Genomic DNA, 15,351 nt, shown 5'->3' with positions numbered 1-15,351 from the left:
GTCCAACAGGTTCTGGAGCGGGTGAAGGGAATCGAACCCTCGTATTCAGCTTGGAAGGCTGCTGCTCTACCATTGAGCTACACCCGCGTTACGGGCTCCCTAACACGGCCGGGCTGCGGTCTCAACTGCTCAGGAGGTCGCTTTCCGGCGTCTTCGGCGGCCTAGCGAACCACCCGGGTTCCTGCGGACCCCGCCGCCCCTTATCAGCGGCGCGATCGCCACCTATATTGAGGTTTCCCGAAACCAACGAAAGGAGGTGATCCAGTGTCTTATCTCAAGCGCTGTCACCTCGCTGGGATCGCCCGCTAGGCTTTGAAATAGGGCTTGGCATCGGGGCGCTCTCAGCCCTGGACCAGCGAGCAAGAAATCGGGCGCGACGGGGCCTCCCCGCCGCGCCTTTTTCGTCTGTCGGCGCGGCTCAGACGGGCGGCTCGCCGGCAAGCACCTCGCGAATCTTCTGCGACAGCTCCGCCTTGCGGTATGGCTTGAACAGCAGCGCCACGCCGGGATCGAGATGTCCGTCGTGGACGATGGTGTTGTCGGTATAGCCGGAGGTGTAGAGCACCCTCACGCCCGGCCGGCGGAGCCTGACGGCTTCGGCCAATTCATGCCCGTTCATGCCGCCGGGCATGATGATGTCCGTGAACAGCAGATCGAATCGGGCACCTTGGTCGACCAGCGTCAGCGCGGACGCGCCGTCGCTCGCGGCGAGCGTGCGGTAGCCGAGGCCGCCGAGTTGCGCGATGACATAGCCCTGGACCAGCGGATCGTCCTCCACCACGAGTATCGTCTCCCGCCCGCGCGCCGTGGCGGGCGCTTGAACCGGCGCCGTCCTGGCCACCGCCTCGCCCTTTGCCCGCGGCAGGAACAGCCGCATCACGGTGCCGCGCCCCTCCTCGCTTTCGATCGCGACGGCGCCGCCGCTCTGGCGGGCAAAGCCGTAGACCATGCTCAGCCCCAAACCGGTGCCGCGGCCGACCCCCTTGGTGGTGAAGAACGGCTCGAATACGCGATCGCGGATATCGGCCGGAATGCCGTGACCGGTGTCGCCGACTGCAACCATCACGAAGGCGCCGCGCACGCCCTCGCCGGCGGTCCCCGTGCCGTCGAACTCGCGGTTTCCTGTCTCGAGGATGAGCTTGCCGCCGCCCGGCATCGCGTCGCGCGCATTGACGGCGAGGTTGACGATCGCGGAGGACAGCTGTGACGGATCCACCATCGCGGACCAGGCCTCGTCGGCGAGCCGCGTCTCGATCTCGATTTGCTCGCCGAGCATCGGCCTCAGCAGCTTCGCGGTCTCGACCACGAGCGCGTTGACGTCGATCTCGCGCGGCTCCAGCGGCTGGCGGCGCGCGAAGGTCAGGAGTTGCGAGGTGATCTCCGCCCCGCGCGCGGCCGCATCATCGATCAATTGCGCGATCGCGGCCAGCTCGGGCTTGTCCGCAAGCCCCTCCTGGATGATCTCGATCGTGCCGGTGATGACCGTGAGCACGTTGTTGAAATCGTGCGCCACGCCGCCGGTGAGCTGGCCGATCGCGTCCATCTTCTGGGATTGACGCAGCCGCTCCTCGGTCTCGTGCTGCGCGGTGAGGTCTGTCGCGGAGCCGCGGTAGCCCAGGAAGCGTCCATCCGCGTCGAAAACCGGCTTGCCGTTGACGCTGAAATGATGCATCCGCCCCCGCGTGTCGCGTCCGCGATATTCGAATTTGCGGAACGGCTCGTGACGGTCCAGCGCCGCCAGATGCGCGCGCCATTTCTCGGCCTCGGTATCGCGATCGAGCGCGGTATCGATGCGACGCGTGCCGATCCGCACTTTTGGATCCATGCCGAAGGCAATCACCCGGTCAGAGAGGTAGGTGAAGCGATGGTCCGGCCCGGTCTCCCAGAACCAGTCGGACGCGGTCTCGGCATAGTCGCGGAAACGCTCTTCGCTCGCCCGCGCTTCCGCTTCGGCGCGCCGGCGGATGGCGAGCTCGCGCTCGAGATTGGCATTGGCCTCGCGCAGCTCGCCATAGGCCTGCTGGAGGTTCGCGCACATCGCGTTGAAAGCCTCGATCACCTTGTCCAGCTCGTCGGCATCGGAGGGTGGCCGGCGCTCCAGGCGTAACGGCGGCGGCGGCCGGGTCACGCTGTATTTGCTGACGTACTCGGCAATGGCCGCAAGCGTATCGATGTCGGTCAGACCAGGCTTCGCCGCCATCGGCGCGATGGCGCGGCTGCGCTCGGCGTCCTCGTCACCTGCGTTGACCATGCACCATGTCCCGAAATGGCGGCTCGCTGCTGCGGTCGAGCGGTTGCAGTCTCGCGCATTCCATGGGTTGAGACGCCCGTCTCGTCACCCGATGCAAGCGACATCCCGTCGGCCCGCGAGCTCGAGGTCGGCAAGTCACGTCTTCCGCCCCCGCGGCGGGACTGCTGGGCAAACTACCACTGCCCGTGCAGGAATCACATCGGTGAAAGTCCGGTATGGCTCGCGGAACGAGCGGGGCAGTGATTGCTGGCAGCCGGCGTGCAAGCACCAACTTACGGTAGATCGCACATGCATTCTGACCCTGAGGTAGCGACGCGCGGCCGACGGCGGCGAGATGCTGCGCGAGCCCTTGGTCAAGCAGGTCTTGAGCGGGCAACGACGAACGCTGCGTCAGCCAGCGCGAAGCCGCTCGCGCAGTGCGAGGCGGCGATCAGCATGCCGACGCACCAGGCCACCACCGCGCGGTGCGGCTCCTCGCCGAGCAGCACCGTGAACAGGCTCGTCAGAAGGCACGGGACGATGGCCTTGGAAGTCCGGCTCATCAGCGCGAGCAGGAACGGCATCGCCGCGATCGAGATTTGCAGAACGTCCATTTCGAACGCCGGCCTCGCCGCAAGGCTTCAGAAGCCGAAGAAGTTGAACACGCGCCGCCGTTTGCCGCGCCGGCTTTCGACGATCCGCTCACCGCCGTTCTCAGCCGAGCTGCCGTAATAGCGGTGATGGCCGGCCTGGTCGTGCAGATCGGCCGGCTCCGACTGCCCTGCCCGCCGCGCGTCGCAGATGATCTTAATGGTATGACCCGACATTGCCGCCTCCAGCAAAGAACTTGTTGTTTATGGTCCATCAGTCGCGACCAGTTCCGGCGGCGTTCACATGGGCGAGGACGCAATCGGGTTTCAGTACGGTTTCGCCGCTTGCCGGCCACGCAATATTTTGCTTCGGAAGTGTCGGCACGGGCTGCCGTGCCACGTCCTCAGGACTTGCGCAGAAACAAAAGCAGAAAAGAACGAGGTGACGATGCTGTACGCCATCCTGGCCTATCACGTGGAAGACGAGGTCCTGTCCTGGACGCCGGAGCAGGATGCCGCGGTCGTCGCCAAGGTCATCGAGGTTCAGGCGCCGCTGCGGGCCAGCGGGCAGTTTGGTCCGGCGGCCCGGCTGGATGAGACCCGGAAGGCCCGCACCTTGCGGGGTCCCGGCGCGGGAATGGTGCTGGACGGGCCGTTTGCCGAGACCAAGGAGCAGCTTCTCGGCTTCCACTTGATGCAATGCGCCACCGAGGAGGAGGCGATCGAAGCGGCGCGGAAGCTGCGTGCGGTCAATCCGACGGCGGTGTACGAGATCCGTCCGGTCAAGCTTTACGTGCCGGCCGATGGGTTTGGCGCGACGTAGAAGCGCTGGATCAGGAGCCCGCCAAAGGCAAAACACCAGACGTAGGGCGCGATATGCGGCGCAAACGCCGCAACGATGGTGCCCGGGATGAACACGGCGACCGGAAACAGCGAAGCCATGATCTCGCGGCCCCAGCCGCGCAGGATGGTCCACCACAGCAGGGCATTGAGGCCGCCGATCGTGGTCAGGTGAAGACCGTAGAGCACCGCCACCGCGCTGCTCATGGCGTAGTTGGTGTAGAGCCCGTTGGTGACCGGCAGCAGCACGATCGAGAGCAGGAAGAAAAGGTTGAGGACCACCATGCCGCGGCTGCCGACGGGCTGACGTGCCAGCCGGCGGTGATGGCTGATCCAGAACACCCCCGCGATGATGAAGCTGAGCGCGAAGCCGGCAAGCTTGCCGGAATACACCCGGGCGAGATCGTTCCAGTCGGGCGCGCCACTGAACACTGCCGCCTTCGGCAGATCGTAGGCCAGCAGCGTCATGGCGACGCCGAAAATGGTGTTGCTGAGCGACTCCAGCCGCCGCATCTCGAATTGTTCGGGCTTGAGCTCGGTCATCTCGCCATGGGGTGCTGGAACCAAAGGGCTGTCTTCCCCTAAATCCTAATTCCAGTTCCGTCCAGCCGCATTGCGATTCGCGCCGGGATCGCCGAGTCTGATCCTTTCACCGGGGCGATTCGTGGCGACATATCTGGACACGCTCAATGCGGAGCAGCGCCGCGCCGTCGAGCATGGCGTGGCCGAAGGGGCCATCGTGGGCGGCCCCCTGCTCGTCATCGCCGGTGCCGGCTCCGGCAAGACCAACACGCTCGCCCACCGCGTCGCGCATCTGATCGTCGCAGGCGCCGATCCCCGCCGCATCCTGCTGATGACGTTCTCCCGACGCGCGGCGGCGGAGATGGCCGGAAGGGTCGAGCGCATCGCGCGCAAGGTGCTGGGCGAGAATAACGCCGCAATTATGCGTGATGCGCTGACCTGGGCCGGCACCTTCCACGGCATCGGCGCGCGGCTGTTGCGCGAATATGCCGAGCGGATCGGCGTCGATCCCGCCTTCACCATCCATGACCGCGAGGATTCCGCCGACCTGATGAACCTGGTCCGGCACGAGCGCGGCCTGTCGAAGACCGAGAGCCGCTTTCCGGCCAAGGGCACCTGCCTGTCGATCTATTCCCGCTGCGTCAATGCCGAGATGGAGATCGAGAAGGTGCTCGCCCAGCATTTTCCCTGGTGCGCGGGCTGGGCCGCCGAGCTGAAGGGTCTGTTCGCCGCCTATGTCGAGGCCAAGCAGGCCCAGCACGTGCTCGATTACGACGATTTACTGCTGTACTGGTCGCAGATGATGAGCGATGCGCTGATCGCCGAAGAAATCGGCGGCCGCTTCGACCACGTGCTGGTCGACGAATATCAGGACACCAACCGTCTGCAATCCTCGATCCTGCTGGCGCTCAAGCCCGACGGCCGCGGCCTCACCGTGGTCGGCGACGACGCGCAGTCGATCTATTCGTTTCGCGCCGCCACCGTGCGCAACATCCTGGACTTTCCGCAGAGCTTCTCGCCGCGCGCGGAGATGATCACGCTCGACCGCAATTACCGCTCGACGCAGGCGGTGTTGTCGGCGGCGAACGGCGTGATCGGCCTCGCCCGCGAGCGCTTCACCAAGAACCTCTGGACCGACCGCACCTCAGGTCAGAAGCCGCAGCTCGTCACCGTGCACGACGAGGCCGACCAGGCGCGCTACATCGTCGAGGCGGTGCTGGCGAACCGCGAGCAAGGCGCGCTGCTCAAGCACCAGGCGGTGCTGTTCCGCACGTCCTCGCATTCGGGCCCGCTGGAGATCGAGCTGACCCGCCGCAACATCCCCTTCCTCAAGTTCGGCGGCCTGAAGTTCCTGGATGCCGCGCATGTCAAGGACGTGCTGGCCGTGTTGCGCTTCGCCGAGAATCCGCGCGACCGCGTCGCCGGCTTTCGCATCCTGCACCTGCTGCCCGGTATCGGGCCTGCGACCGCACAGCGCGTGCTGGACCAGATGGCGGAGAGCACCGATCCGCTTGCCGCGCTCGGCCGGCTGCCGGGTCCGGCGCGCACTGGCGAGGACTGGACCTGTTTCGTCCGTACGGTCGAAAACTTGCGCTATTCGGAATGGCCCGTCGATCTCGAACGGGTGCGGCTCTGGTATGAGCCGCATCTGGATCGCATGCACGAGGATGCCGAGACGCGCCGCGCCGATCTGATGCAGCTCGAGCAGATCGCGAGCGGCTATGCCTCGCGCGAGAAATTTTTGACCGAGCTCACGCTCGATCCGCCGGATGCGACCAGCGACAAATCAGGTCCACCCTTGCGCGACGAGGATTACCTGATCCTCTCCACCATCCACTCCGCCAAGGGCCAGGAGTGGAAATCGGTGTTCGTGCTCAACGTCGTCGACGGCTGCATGCCGTCCGATCTCGGCGCCGGGACCAGCGCCGAGCTCGAGGAGGAGCGCCGCCTGCTCTATGTCGCGATGACCCGCGCCAAGGACGATCTCCACCTCGTCGTGCCGCAGCGCTTCTTCGTCCACGGCCAGGCCGCCAGGGGCGACCGTCACGTCTACGCCTCGCGCACCCGCTTCATCCCGGAGCAATTGGTCTACCTGTTCGAGCGCACCGCCTGGCCGAAGGCAGCAAGCGGCACCGCGCGCAGCGCGGCGCAGGGGCCGAAGATCGACATCGGGGCGCGAATGCGGGGGATGTGGCGGTAGACGCAAGAGGCTGGTCGCGGCACCTGTCAGGATGACTGGAACAGCAGAGGTCCGACATGAAAGCCGTTGTCGTCGAGCAATACGCCCCCATCGATCAGATCGAATTGAAGGACGTTCCGGCCCCGTCCATCGAGCCGGGCCAGTTGCGCATCCGCGTGGAAGCTGCCGGGATCGGCTTCGTCGACGGCTTGAAGATCGAGGGACGCTACCAGACCAAGGACCCCCTGCCCTTCATTCCCGGCACGGAGTTCGCAGGCGTGGTGACGGACGCGCCCGGCGCACCGGGCGGTTACCAACCCGGCACGCGCGTGATGGGGATGACGCGCTCGGGCGCGCTGGCCGAAGAGATCGTCGTTAGGTCTGAAGCGGTCCATCCCCTGCCGGACGGCGTCGCAGCCGAGGTCGCCGCCTCGTTTCGCGCCAATTACCTGACGGCCCTTTATGCGCTGGGCGCGCGCGCTTCGCTGGCCGCAGGCGAGCAGCTTCTCGTGCTGGGAGCCGCCGGCGGCACTGGGATTGCGGCCGTCCAGATCGGAAAGCTGCTCGGCGCTCGCGTCATCGCGGCAGCATCAACACCGGAGAAGCGCGAGTTTGCGCAGGCGCATGGCGCCGATGCGGTGATCGACTATACGCAGGCCGGCTGGCGCGACACGCTCAAGGAGTTGACGGCAGGACATGGCGCGGACGTGATCTTCGATCCCGTTGGCGGCGAAATCTCGGTGCAGGCATTTCGATCCATCGCCTGGCGCGGACGCCATCTCGTGGTCGGCTTTGCCGCCGGCGCCATTCCCGCGCTGCCGTTCAATCTGCCGCTTCTGAAAGGCGGCGCCTTGCTCGGTGTCGATCTCGCGCAGATTCCCGTGCGCGAGCCCGACGTGCAGAAGCGCCTGATGTCGGAGCTGACGGACTGGCTCGCCGACGGCAAGCTGAAGCCGGTGGTCGGCCACGTCTTCGCGCTGGCGGATTTTCGCGAGGCGTTCAAGACGATGCAGACGCGCTCTGCGCTCGGCAAGATGGTGGTGCGGATCGCGAGATAGAATCCACAAACGGAAACCGAGCATTTCCGCGCGTGCGCTTGTAGCCGGGCCGCCGTCCCTTAGATCTGGCCGATCCTCCCACAGAGACCTGATCGATGACCGCACCGCTCGAATTCGGACTGGATACCTTTGGCGACGTCACAAGAGATGCGTCCGGCGACATGATTCCGCATGCGCAGGTGATCCGCAACGTCGTCGACGAAGCGGTGCTGGCGGACGAGCTCGGTCTCGATTTCATCGGTCTCGGCGAGCATCACCGCGCCGATTTCGCGATCTCCTCGCCGGAGACCGTGCTGGCCGCGATCGCATCGCGCACCAAGCGCATCCATCTCGGCTCGGCCGTGACGGTGCTGTCTTCGGACGATCCCATCCGCGTATTCCAGCGCTTTGCCACGCTGGATGCGCTTTCCAACGGTCGCGCCGAGGTGATCCTCGGCCGCGGCTCGTTCACCGAATCCTTCCCGCTGTTCGGCTTCGACCTGCGCAAATATGAAGAGCTGTTCGAGGAGAAGCTCGATCTGTTCGCCGCGCTCTTGTCGCAGCAGCCGGTCACCTGGCAAGGCAAGCTGCGTCCGCCGCTGAAAGATCAACTGGTCTATCCGCCGGTCGAAAACGGCAAGCTGAAAACCTGGATCGGCGTCGGCGGCAGTCCGCAATCGGTGGTGCGCGCCGCGCATTACGATCTGCCCTTGATGCTGGCGATCATCGGCGGCGATCCCGCGCGCTTTGCGCCCTATGTCGAGCTCTATCACCGCGCGTTCAAGGAGTTCGGCCGCCCGGCCCGGCCGATCGGCGTGCATTCGCCGGGCTACGTCGCCGAGACCGACGCGCAGGCGCGCGAGGAGCTCTGGCCCGACTACAAGGCGATGCGCGACCGCATCGGCAAGGAGCGCGGCTGGCCCCCGATGGGACGCGACGAGTTCGTCCATGAGGCCGAGCACGGCTCGCTCTATGTCGGCGCGCCGGAAACGGTGGCGCGGAAGATCGCGAAGACGGCCAAGGCGCTTGGGCTTTCGCGGTTTCAGTTGAAGTATTCGGCGGGGCCATTGCCGCACGAGAAGCTGATGCGGAGCATCGAGCTCTACGGGCGGAAGGTGGTGCCGATGGTGCGGGAGATGATGGGGTAGCGTGCTTTTGAAACTGTCTCGGTCCGCCTACGCCCTGCGGGCTACGGCGTGACAGCCTTCGCTCACTTCGCGCCACGAGCACCTATTGCTGGCTTGCCGAGCCGAAGCTCGCGAAGCGATAAGTGACCCACGCTCGGAGCCAGTCCGCCTACACCCTGCGGGCTACGGCGCGACAGCCTTCGCTCACTTCGCGCCACGAGCACCTATTGCTGGCTTGCCGAGCCGAAGCTCGCGAAGCGATAGGTGACCCACGCTCGGAGCCAGCCCGCCTACGCCCTGCGGGCTACGGCGCGACAGCCTTCGCTCACTTCGCGCCACGAGCACCTATTGCTGGCTTGCCGAGCCGAAGCTCGCGAAGCGATAAGTGACCCACGCTCGGAGCCAGTCCGCCTAAGCCCTGCGGGCTACGGCGCGACAGCCTTCGCTCACTTCGCGCCACGAGCACCTATTGCTGGCTTGCCGAGCCGAAGCTCGCGAAGCGAGCGAAGGCTGGTGGGGGAGGCAGGACTCGAACCTGCGAAGCCATGAGGCGGCTGATTTACAGTCAGCTCCCTTTGCCACTCGGGACACTCCCCCGCTCGACGGCAGCACAATCGGGCCGGACCTTGCCGGCGGACCGAAGACGGCCATGGAACGTGAAGGCCGCGGCAACCCGTATCGGGGCGCGACCGGGCGCGTTTATGGGCGAAGCGGTGGGGCAAAGTCAACCGAGGCAAGCAGCTAAAATCGCCCTCGAAGCCACTCAAATTGCCATATTGGGGCCCCCGTGACACAAGCGAGCCCATGAAGGACAAAAAATTCGCCCCGAGGGGCCCCCGCAGGGGGGCTAAGCCCTTCAACAAACTAGGGAAATCGACCGGCCGGCCGGCGTGGCGCGAACGCGATTCGCACCCCGACGGGCCCGTCATTCTGTATGGCTGGCACACCGTCACCATGGCCCTCGCTAACCCGCAGCGGCGGATCCACAAGCTGACGCTAACCGAGAACGCCGCGCGGCGGCTGGCGGACGAAAACATCGCGACCCGCATCGCGCCCGAGATCGTCCGTCCCCAGGAGATCGACCGCCTGCTCTCGCCCGACGCCGTGCATCAGGGCCTGCTCGCCGAGGCCGATCCCCTGCCCTCGCCGGACATCGAGACGCTCAAGCAGGAAGGCATGGTGCTGGTGCTCGACCAGATCACCGATCCGCACAATGTCGGCGCCATTCTGCGCTCTGCAGCGGCCTTCGCGGTGAAGGCGATCGTGACCACCGCGCGTCACAGCCCCGAGGCGACGGGCGTGCTCGCCAAGGCCGCCTCCGGCGCGCTGGAGCTTGTGCCTGTCGTCACGGTGCAAAACCTCGCCCGCGCCTTAACGGCCTTGAACGAGCGCGGCTTCCAGACCGTCGGTCTCGACAGCGAAGGTACCGAGGACCTCTCGAACGTCACACTGCGCGAGCCGCTCGCGCTGGTGCTCGGCGCCGAAGGCAAAGGCTTGCGGCAATTGACGCGCGAGACCTGCAGCGTCGTAGCGCGGCTCGACATGCCCGGCGAGATCAAGAGCCTCAACGTCTCGAATGCGGCCGTACTCTCGCTCTATGTCGGCGCGAGCCGGCTGGGGCTGATGAAGCGCTAGCGCTTTGGGCACCCCGCATATCCGGACGATGCCATACTAGGCCTGTTTTGCCCGACGGATCAATTCGAAATCTCTGTTTTTCCGAAATCTGGAGCTCGAACAACGAGCTAATGAGCGATGCTCGCTCATCTCGGGCACATTGCGCTTCAAGTCCTTGATTTCACAGTTGCCGGCTACTGTGCATGGGGTTGTTTTGAAGAAAAGCAAAACGCCCGTCCGCATCACGCGAACGGGCGTCTCTTCACGTAACGGATCAGAGATCAGTAATAGCGGCGCAGCACGCGGTGACCGCCATAGTAACGCGGCGCGTGGCGGTGGGCGTAGCCGTAGCGGTGAGCATGGCCGTAGTGCACGCGCGGCAGATAGCCGTAGCGCGGGCCGTAGCCGTAGCGATAGGGGCGGAAGTACGGGCGGCGATAGGGATAAGCGGCCGGCGGCGCGACCGCAGCGGCACGATAGCCATAGCCATAGCCGTAATTGGCAGGCGCGACGACCGCGTCCTCGCGATAGGTCGGATACGGCGCGAAGGCGCCCGGACCGGTATAGGTCGGACCCTGGTTGACGTAGTAATACTGCGTGGTCGGCTCGGCGAGACGCTCATAGGCACCGTAGCCGTAGCCGTAACCATATCCGCCGCATCCGGTGTTGCAGCCGGTATAGACCGGCGCCACCGGCGCGCATGTGGTGAAGCCGCAGGCCGCGGCAGGCGCGGTGGCGGCGAACATCACGGCAGTTGCCGCGACCAGTCCCGAAATCATCTGACGCATTACTCTCTCCTGTTGATTTCCGTTTTTGGTTTTCACGTTTCTCAACCCGGCGGCCTGCCGGGTATCTCTGTGCGCGGCCGCGGCCGAGGCGGCCGAGGACGGTCGTTGATCTCGGGCGCGTAGATCACCGGCGGCGGATCGACGGGCGGATCCATCTGCGCCGGCAGCGGCGCGGACGAGGCGCCCCAGCTCTGGTGGTAGCTCTCGGCGGGCTTGGGCAATTTGCGGTTCGCCGGCGGCTCGACCTCGAGCCGGCCGTAGCCCGGCCGCAGGCCCAGCGTCGGATAATAATGGCCGACGTCGTCGGGCTGCCGCTCGGCGATATAGCGTCCGCCATAGATCGTGGGCTGCACCTGCTGGCCCTTGCCGAGGCCCCAGGTGCCCTCGACGACGGCATAGGACGCATCGATGTTGTTGATGATTACAGGCACACCGGGACGGCCGGGAACGACGATCTCGAAGCCGCCGGCCAACGCCGTCGCAGGCAGTCCAATCAGAAAGGCGGCGAGCGCCACGGCACGCATGAGGAGACCCCGGTTATCCGGGCGCAACCTAACCGATCGCGACGCGGAGAGAGTTAAGGCCTGCTCACCAAATTCCGGTAAGCCTAACGTGCAAGGATTGCGCGCCGCTCAAATGCTGCACGGCGAGCTAGCGAAGCGTTAACGGCGCGGAACCGCGCGACTGGAACAACGCATCTGCTCACATCGGTTTGACGGCTCGCATCCGAAAAATCCCAAGGTTGCATCGGAACGTCCTGCGCCGTCAGCGTTTAGCTCCTGTCCACAAAATGGGAGCGAACAACCATGACCATCAAGCTTCTCGGGGCCACGGCGATCGCAGCGACCATGCTGGCAGGCTCTGCCATGGCGCAGACCGTCGTCACCAATCAGGGCCGCTGCTCGGCGCAATTCCCAAACGCCAATTGCCAGACCTTCGGACCGGGACAGGCCACCACAGACAGCGGTTATCGCCATCGCCGCGCGGCCTATCGCCAGACCAACCGCGACTGGAATAACGACTGGAACAGGAGCCCCACCGGCTTCTGGCCAACCGACGTTGCGGCGGGCGCCGTCGGGACGGCGGCCGGCGTCGCGGGCGCCGCGATCGGCACCGCCGGCGCGATTGCCACCGCACCATTCCGCGGCTGGGACAATTCCTACGCCTACGACAATTCGTGGGACCGCGGCTGGGACAATCGTAACTGGGACAGGCGCACCTATGCCCAGCGCAACGGCTTCGTCTGTACGCCCGGCACCTGGTTCAAGGGCGCGGACGGCCGCCGGCAGCTCTGCCAGTAAGCCGGCTTGAGCCGAACGCAACACATCGGGCGGCCCGCGCGGCCGCCCGATTCACGTCCTGCGACGACGACCTCCCGGTTCTGGCACTTTCCGATCAAGTCTGGTATTGCGGCGCGCACGGGTGGACTGCCCCGGCGCGAGCCGAGCTCTGCCCCTGCCTCTTGAGGCATCGCCGGCTTAGCTCAGCGGTAGAGCAGCGGTTTTGTAAACCGAAGGTCGGGGGTTCAATCCCCTCAGCCGGCACCAGCTTCTGACGCGCAACTGTTCTCCGGCAATCCATCCGTCCGCCAGAGGCCGAGGCTCTTGTCGCGCCAGCCGCCATTGCCCTCCTCGCAACGCTCGTTGACCAGCGCCTGCGGTGCCGGCCAGCCGAACGGCGGCTTCTCCATGTTGAGCGCGCGCCAGTCGCCGTCCTCGCAATCGTGATTGTGTTGCCACTCCGGAAAGGTCGTGACGAGAAGGAAGCGCGCGCCGCTCATCCGAAATTGCGCGAGCGCGCGATAGATGTTCGCAAAGCTCAGATGCACCAGGCAATCCCGGCAGAGAATGACGTCGGCGTGCGGCAGCGCATCGCGCGTGATGTCGGCGACGAGAAACCGACCGGACGAACCGTCGGCTGCGACACGCCGGCGGTTTGCCTCGATCAGCGACGGTACGATGTCGATGCCGGTGTAATCGATATCGAGCTCGAGCCGGCCGATCCAACCGGCATCGCCGCAGGGCGCATCGAGCAGCGAGCGCGCGCCGAGCCGTTGCAGCAATGCAGGCAGCGCCTCCTGGATCGCGGCTGTGGCGACATCCTCCGAGCCGAGGCCGGACACCGGAGTGGCCGCGCCCCAGAGGTTGGTCCGCTCGATCCGCGCGAACCGCGCGGCGAGATCGAGCCCTGAGAAATTGTCACGGTCGGCAAGGAAGCGTTCGTGCGCAAGCACGGGGGGACGATCGGCGGTCATTGGGCGAGCCTTTTGCGGCGCGGGTACACTATACAATCCGGCCGAACTGTTCGAAATTGGCAGCGAACCTACGCACGTCATTCGTCTCGTCGAGACCATGCGCTCCACCACGCCCAAAGAGAAGGCCAAGATCGTCGCCGGCGCGGTGACGGCCGTCGTCACGACGGCCATGCTGTTCGTGCTTGCGCTCGGCCTTGTGCTGTCGCACTAGGCGCGATCTAAAGCCCCCGTTTTCGCATCGAGAAACGCCGGCCCGGAACCGGCTCCCGCGTCAGCCGTTGTCGGCGCATGCGGATCCAGGAAGAAAATCGAAACATGATTCTGCTGGCGACGGTGACGCTGTGCTGTAGCGCCGTGGCTGGGACGTTGGCGCTGTTCGAGCCGGCGCCGGGGCGGGCGCCCGATAACCTGGTCGCCGATCGAGCCGTGATCGACCCCACTCCGCGCACGCCAGCTCAGATCCCGGTTCGGGTGGTCGGCGCGCCGTTCGAGCCCAACGTCAAGCCGCGCGAGCGATAGCGCTCACCTCGGCGAGGCCTTGCTCACCTCGGCGAGGCCTTGGCGCCCTCCTCGGGCCGGCCGTGGACACGCGCCAATTCCTCGATAAACGCGATCACCTCCGCCCGCTTGCCGGGCGGCAGCGTCAGGAACGCGCGGATGAGCCTCAGGCCCTCCGCCTCGTTCGGTCTTTCTTTCGATGCATCCATCTGCCCAGTTTCGGACTACCGGGAAAAATATGCAACCCTTGCAAACAGCCTTGATTCGAAGCAGCCGCTTTGCTGGAATACGCGCGGCTGAGGTGGATCATGAAATGGATCAGAGAGCGCGACGCACTGATCGCGCAGACACTGGCCTTCGTCCAATCGGTGACCGGCAGGAAGGATGACGTCCTTCAGCCGGAGGCGCCCGCCCTTGGCCCGGCCGTCGCGATGGAGATCGCCACCGTGGAGGCGGTCACCGTCGAGATCGAACCGCCGCAAGCCCCCCTTCCGCCGCGGCCCGCGCCTCTGCCGCCGCGGACGAGCGGCGATTTCCGCGCCGAGATGCAGGCCCGCATCGCCAATTTCCGCAAGCACCAGGAGCGCTTCGAGCGCGAACGTGAGGAATATTGTGCGGCGACCCTGACCAAATTGCGTGCCGCCATCCGCGACGCCTCCAGTCCACCGGCCGAAAAATAAGGCTGGGCCAGGGCCTACAGCCAGGACCCTACAACCACGACCAGACCAGCCAGAGATTGGCCGCGCAGGCGCCGAACAGCGCCAGCGTGAGCGGCAGGAGCATGTGCCCGCAGGATGTGTTCAGGTCGCTCGTCATGGCGGAAAACATCCGCTGATTCCGGCCGAAGAGTCCCAGAGATTCTTTTTTCCGGGATTCAGGACTCGTTAAGGACTCAAGGGCCGTCCCCGACGATCACGGGCGCGTGATCGGGCGGGTGGCCGGAACCCCTCCCCCCGTAAGCTCGTTAACGGGCATTCCTGGAGTCGGGATGCATGCCCTACGCCCTCTTCTGCAATGACGCCCAAATCAGCAAGGCCTATCCGAGCGAGGCCGACGTCTGGAAGCTCGCCGAGCGGAGTGGTCTCGTCGTGGACGTGACGGCGGACGACGAGCGTCCGGGACCGCGCAGGGTGCTCGACAATGATTACAAGATCGAGCCGTGCCAGGCGGCCCAAGGCGAGGACCCCGCCAAGAACAAGGCGGAGGCCGATCGGCAGTCCAGAATGGAGCTCGAGCTGAATTCCTGAGCTCCGGCACGGAGCCGGAGCGAAAGCTCAGGGGGTGGCCGCCACAAGCGAGGCCTGCTCGCCCGGCATAGTCACGCAGGCCTTGCGGCGGTGCAGCCCGCGGATGGCGCCGGTGACCTTCATGACCTTGCCCGACGGACATGAAGCGTCCTTCACGAAGGCGACCTCGTAAGGTGCCAACATCAGAGGCTCGGATCTGAGGATTGTCTGTGCAGAGCACGGCAAGCAGCCGAAACACGAGAGCACCACTGCCGACACCAAGATACGCATGTCCGTCGTCCCACCTGCCCGGTAATTGTCATATAACGCGTTCCGGAGCGCGAGTTCCGTAAACCGCAAAAATTATTTTTGCTTTACGCCAGCCCCATGACGCGCGTGAGAAGGCGCGCCAGCATCGTTTGCAAGCAAATGACGCGCCAAATGGT

General features: G+C 65.5%; 16 protein-coding genes, 3 tRNA genes and 2 pseudogenes. 10 read left to right on the top strand and 11 right to left on the bottom strand.

Annotation, left to right across the window (positions count from 1 at the left end):
* Positions 1-13: 13 nt before the first annotated feature.
* The 4 genes and pseudogenes from ABIA45_RS04545 to ABIA45_RS04530 form a co-directional block, all read right to left on the bottom strand.
* Positions 14-87, bottom strand: a tRNA-Gly gene (locus ABIA45_RS04545).
* Positions 88-418: 331 nt separating this feature from the next.
* A pseudogene (locus tag ABIA45_RS04540) lies at positions 419-2,164 on the bottom strand (ATP-binding protein); the annotation flags it as partial.
* A gap of 477 nt (positions 2,165-2,641) precedes the next feature.
* Positions 2,642-2,844: pseudogene (locus ABIA45_RS04535) on the bottom strand (hypothetical protein).
* 27 nt (positions 2,845-2,871) lie between these two features.
* Positions 2,872-3,057, bottom strand: coding sequence for a hypothetical protein (locus ABIA45_RS04530; protein WP_157280597.1), 186 nt, complete (start codon positions 3,055-3,057; stop codon positions 2,872-2,874).
* Positions 3,058-3,268: 211 nt separating this feature from the next.
* Between ABIA45_RS04530 and ABIA45_RS04525 the strand changes: the two genes are divergently transcribed.
* Entirely contained in the window at positions 3,269-3,643 is a 375-nt protein-coding gene (locus ABIA45_RS04525) for a YciI family protein (RefSeq protein WP_036027698.1), read from the top strand.
* On the opposite strand, the gene ABIA45_RS04520 is transcribed toward ABIA45_RS04525, so the two are convergent.
* Entirely contained in the window at positions 3,610-4,203 is a 594-nt protein-coding gene (locus ABIA45_RS04520; protein ID WP_157280883.1) for a TMEM175 family protein, read from the bottom strand. The genes ABIA45_RS04525 and ABIA45_RS04520 overlap by 34 nt on opposite strands.
* A gap of 121 nt (positions 4,204-4,324) precedes the next feature.
* On the opposite strand from ABIA45_RS04520, the gene ABIA45_RS04515 reads away from it, so the two are divergent.
* The 3 genes from ABIA45_RS04515 (at position 4,325) to ABIA45_RS04505 (ending at position 8,546) form a co-directional block, all read left to right on the top strand.
* Positions 4,325-6,382, top strand: coding sequence for an ATP-dependent helicase (locus tag ABIA45_RS04515; RefSeq protein ID WP_404651166.1), 2,058 nt, complete (start codon positions 4,325-4,327; stop codon positions 6,380-6,382).
* A 56-nt stretch (positions 6,383-6,438) separates the two neighbouring features.
* Positions 6,439-7,419 carry an NADPH:quinone oxidoreductase family protein gene (locus tag ABIA45_RS04510; RefSeq protein WP_404651165.1) on the top strand — a complete coding sequence of 327 codons (981 nt, stop codon included), beginning with the start codon at positions 6,439-6,441 and terminating at the stop codon, positions 7,417-7,419.
* 95 nt (positions 7,420-7,514) lie between these two features.
* The gene (locus ABIA45_RS04505; RefSeq protein WP_404651163.1) at positions 7,515-8,546 is read left to right on the top strand and encodes an LLM class flavin-dependent oxidoreductase; all 1,032 of its coding nucleotides are present in this window, start codon (positions 7,515-7,517) and stop codon (positions 8,544-8,546) included.
* Between the two features lie 490 nt (positions 8,547-9,036).
* Here the strand turns inward: ABIA45_RS04505 and ABIA45_RS04500 are convergent.
* Positions 9,037-9,122: transfer RNA gene (locus tag ABIA45_RS04500), tRNA-Tyr, on the bottom strand.
* Positions 9,123-9,329: 207 nt separating this feature from the next.
* Between ABIA45_RS04500 and rlmB the strand changes: the two genes are divergently transcribed.
* Positions 9,330-10,160 carry a 23S rRNA (guanosine(2251)-2'-O)-methyltransferase RlmB gene (gene rlmB / locus ABIA45_RS04495; RefSeq protein WP_404651162.1) on the top strand — a complete coding sequence of 277 codons (831 nt, stop codon included), beginning with the start codon at positions 9,330-9,332 and terminating at the stop codon, positions 10,158-10,160.
* A 260-nt stretch (positions 10,161-10,420) separates the two neighbouring features.
* On the opposite strand, the gene ABIA45_RS04490 is transcribed toward rlmB, so the two are convergent.
* Both ABIA45_RS04490 and ABIA45_RS04485 read right to left on the bottom strand, forming a co-directional pair.
* The gene (locus ABIA45_RS04490; RefSeq protein WP_404651161.1) at positions 10,421-10,927 is read right to left on the bottom strand and encodes a hypothetical protein; all 507 of its coding nucleotides are present in this window, start codon (positions 10,925-10,927) and stop codon (positions 10,421-10,423) included.
* 41 nt (positions 10,928-10,968) lie between these two features.
* Positions 10,969-11,451: a hypothetical protein gene (locus tag ABIA45_RS04485; RefSeq protein WP_275498997.1), complete on the bottom strand. Its 483-nt coding sequence runs from the start codon at positions 11,449-11,451 to the stop codon at positions 10,969-10,971.
* Between the two features lie 282 nt (positions 11,452-11,733).
* On the opposite strand from ABIA45_RS04485, the gene ABIA45_RS04480 reads away from it, so the two are divergent.
* A complete protein-coding gene (locus ABIA45_RS04480) occupies positions 11,734-12,228 on the top strand; it encodes a hypothetical protein (protein WP_275511191.1) in 495 nt (164 codons plus the stop codon).
* Positions 12,229-12,399: 171 nt separating this feature from the next.
* Positions 12,400-12,474 (top strand) — tRNA-Thr (locus ABIA45_RS04475).
* On the opposite strand, the gene ABIA45_RS04470 is transcribed toward ABIA45_RS04475, so the two are convergent.
* Positions 12,462-13,181 (bottom strand): class I SAM-dependent methyltransferase, encoded by a 720-nt coding sequence (locus tag ABIA45_RS04470; RefSeq protein WP_404651160.1) that lies wholly within the window; start codon positions 13,179-13,181, stop codon positions 12,462-12,464. The genes ABIA45_RS04475 and ABIA45_RS04470 overlap by 13 nt on opposite strands.
* A 315-nt stretch (positions 13,182-13,496) precedes the next feature.
* On the opposite strand from ABIA45_RS04470, the gene ABIA45_RS04465 reads away from it, so the two are divergent.
* Positions 13,497-13,700, top strand: coding sequence for a hypothetical protein (locus ABIA45_RS04465; protein ID WP_404651159.1), 204 nt, complete (start codon positions 13,497-13,499; stop codon positions 13,698-13,700).
* A 23-nt stretch (positions 13,701-13,723) separates the two neighbouring features.
* Here the strand turns inward: ABIA45_RS04465 and ABIA45_RS04460 are convergent, their stop codons facing one another.
* Positions 13,724-13,888, bottom strand: coding sequence for a hypothetical protein (locus ABIA45_RS04460; protein ID WP_198399595.1), 165 nt, complete (start codon positions 13,886-13,888; stop codon positions 13,724-13,726).
* A gap of 99 nt (positions 13,889-13,987) precedes the next feature.
* Here ABIA45_RS04460 and ABIA45_RS04455 point away from each other — a divergent pair, with 99 nt between their 5' ends.
* Together ABIA45_RS04455 and ABIA45_RS04450 are read left to right on the top strand one after the other, a co-directional pair.
* Positions 13,988-14,359 carry a hypothetical protein gene (locus ABIA45_RS04455; RefSeq protein WP_404651157.1) on the top strand — a complete coding sequence of 124 codons (372 nt, stop codon included), beginning with the start codon at positions 13,988-13,990 and terminating at the stop codon, positions 14,357-14,359.
* A gap of 312 nt (positions 14,360-14,671) precedes the next feature.
* A complete protein-coding gene (locus ABIA45_RS04450; protein WP_036027710.1) occupies positions 14,672-14,926 on the top strand; it encodes a hypothetical protein in 255 nt (84 codons plus the stop codon).
* A 27-nt stretch (positions 14,927-14,953) separates the two neighbouring features.
* Here the strand turns inward: ABIA45_RS04450 and ABIA45_RS04445 are convergent, their stop codons facing one another.
* A complete protein-coding gene (locus ABIA45_RS04445; protein WP_157280607.1) occupies positions 14,954-15,196 on the bottom strand; it encodes a DUF6719 family protein in 243 nt (80 codons plus the stop codon).
* Positions 15,197-15,351: the final 155 nt, after the last annotated feature.

The organism is Bradyrhizobium sp. USDA 336 (assembly GCF_044908355.1).
GTDB lineage: Bacteria > Pseudomonadota > Alphaproteobacteria > Rhizobiales > Xanthobacteraceae > Bradyrhizobium > Bradyrhizobium yuanmingense.
The sequence above is the reverse complement of the archived record's forward strand: the minus strand, read 5'-3'. Positions and strand labels throughout refer to the sequence as shown.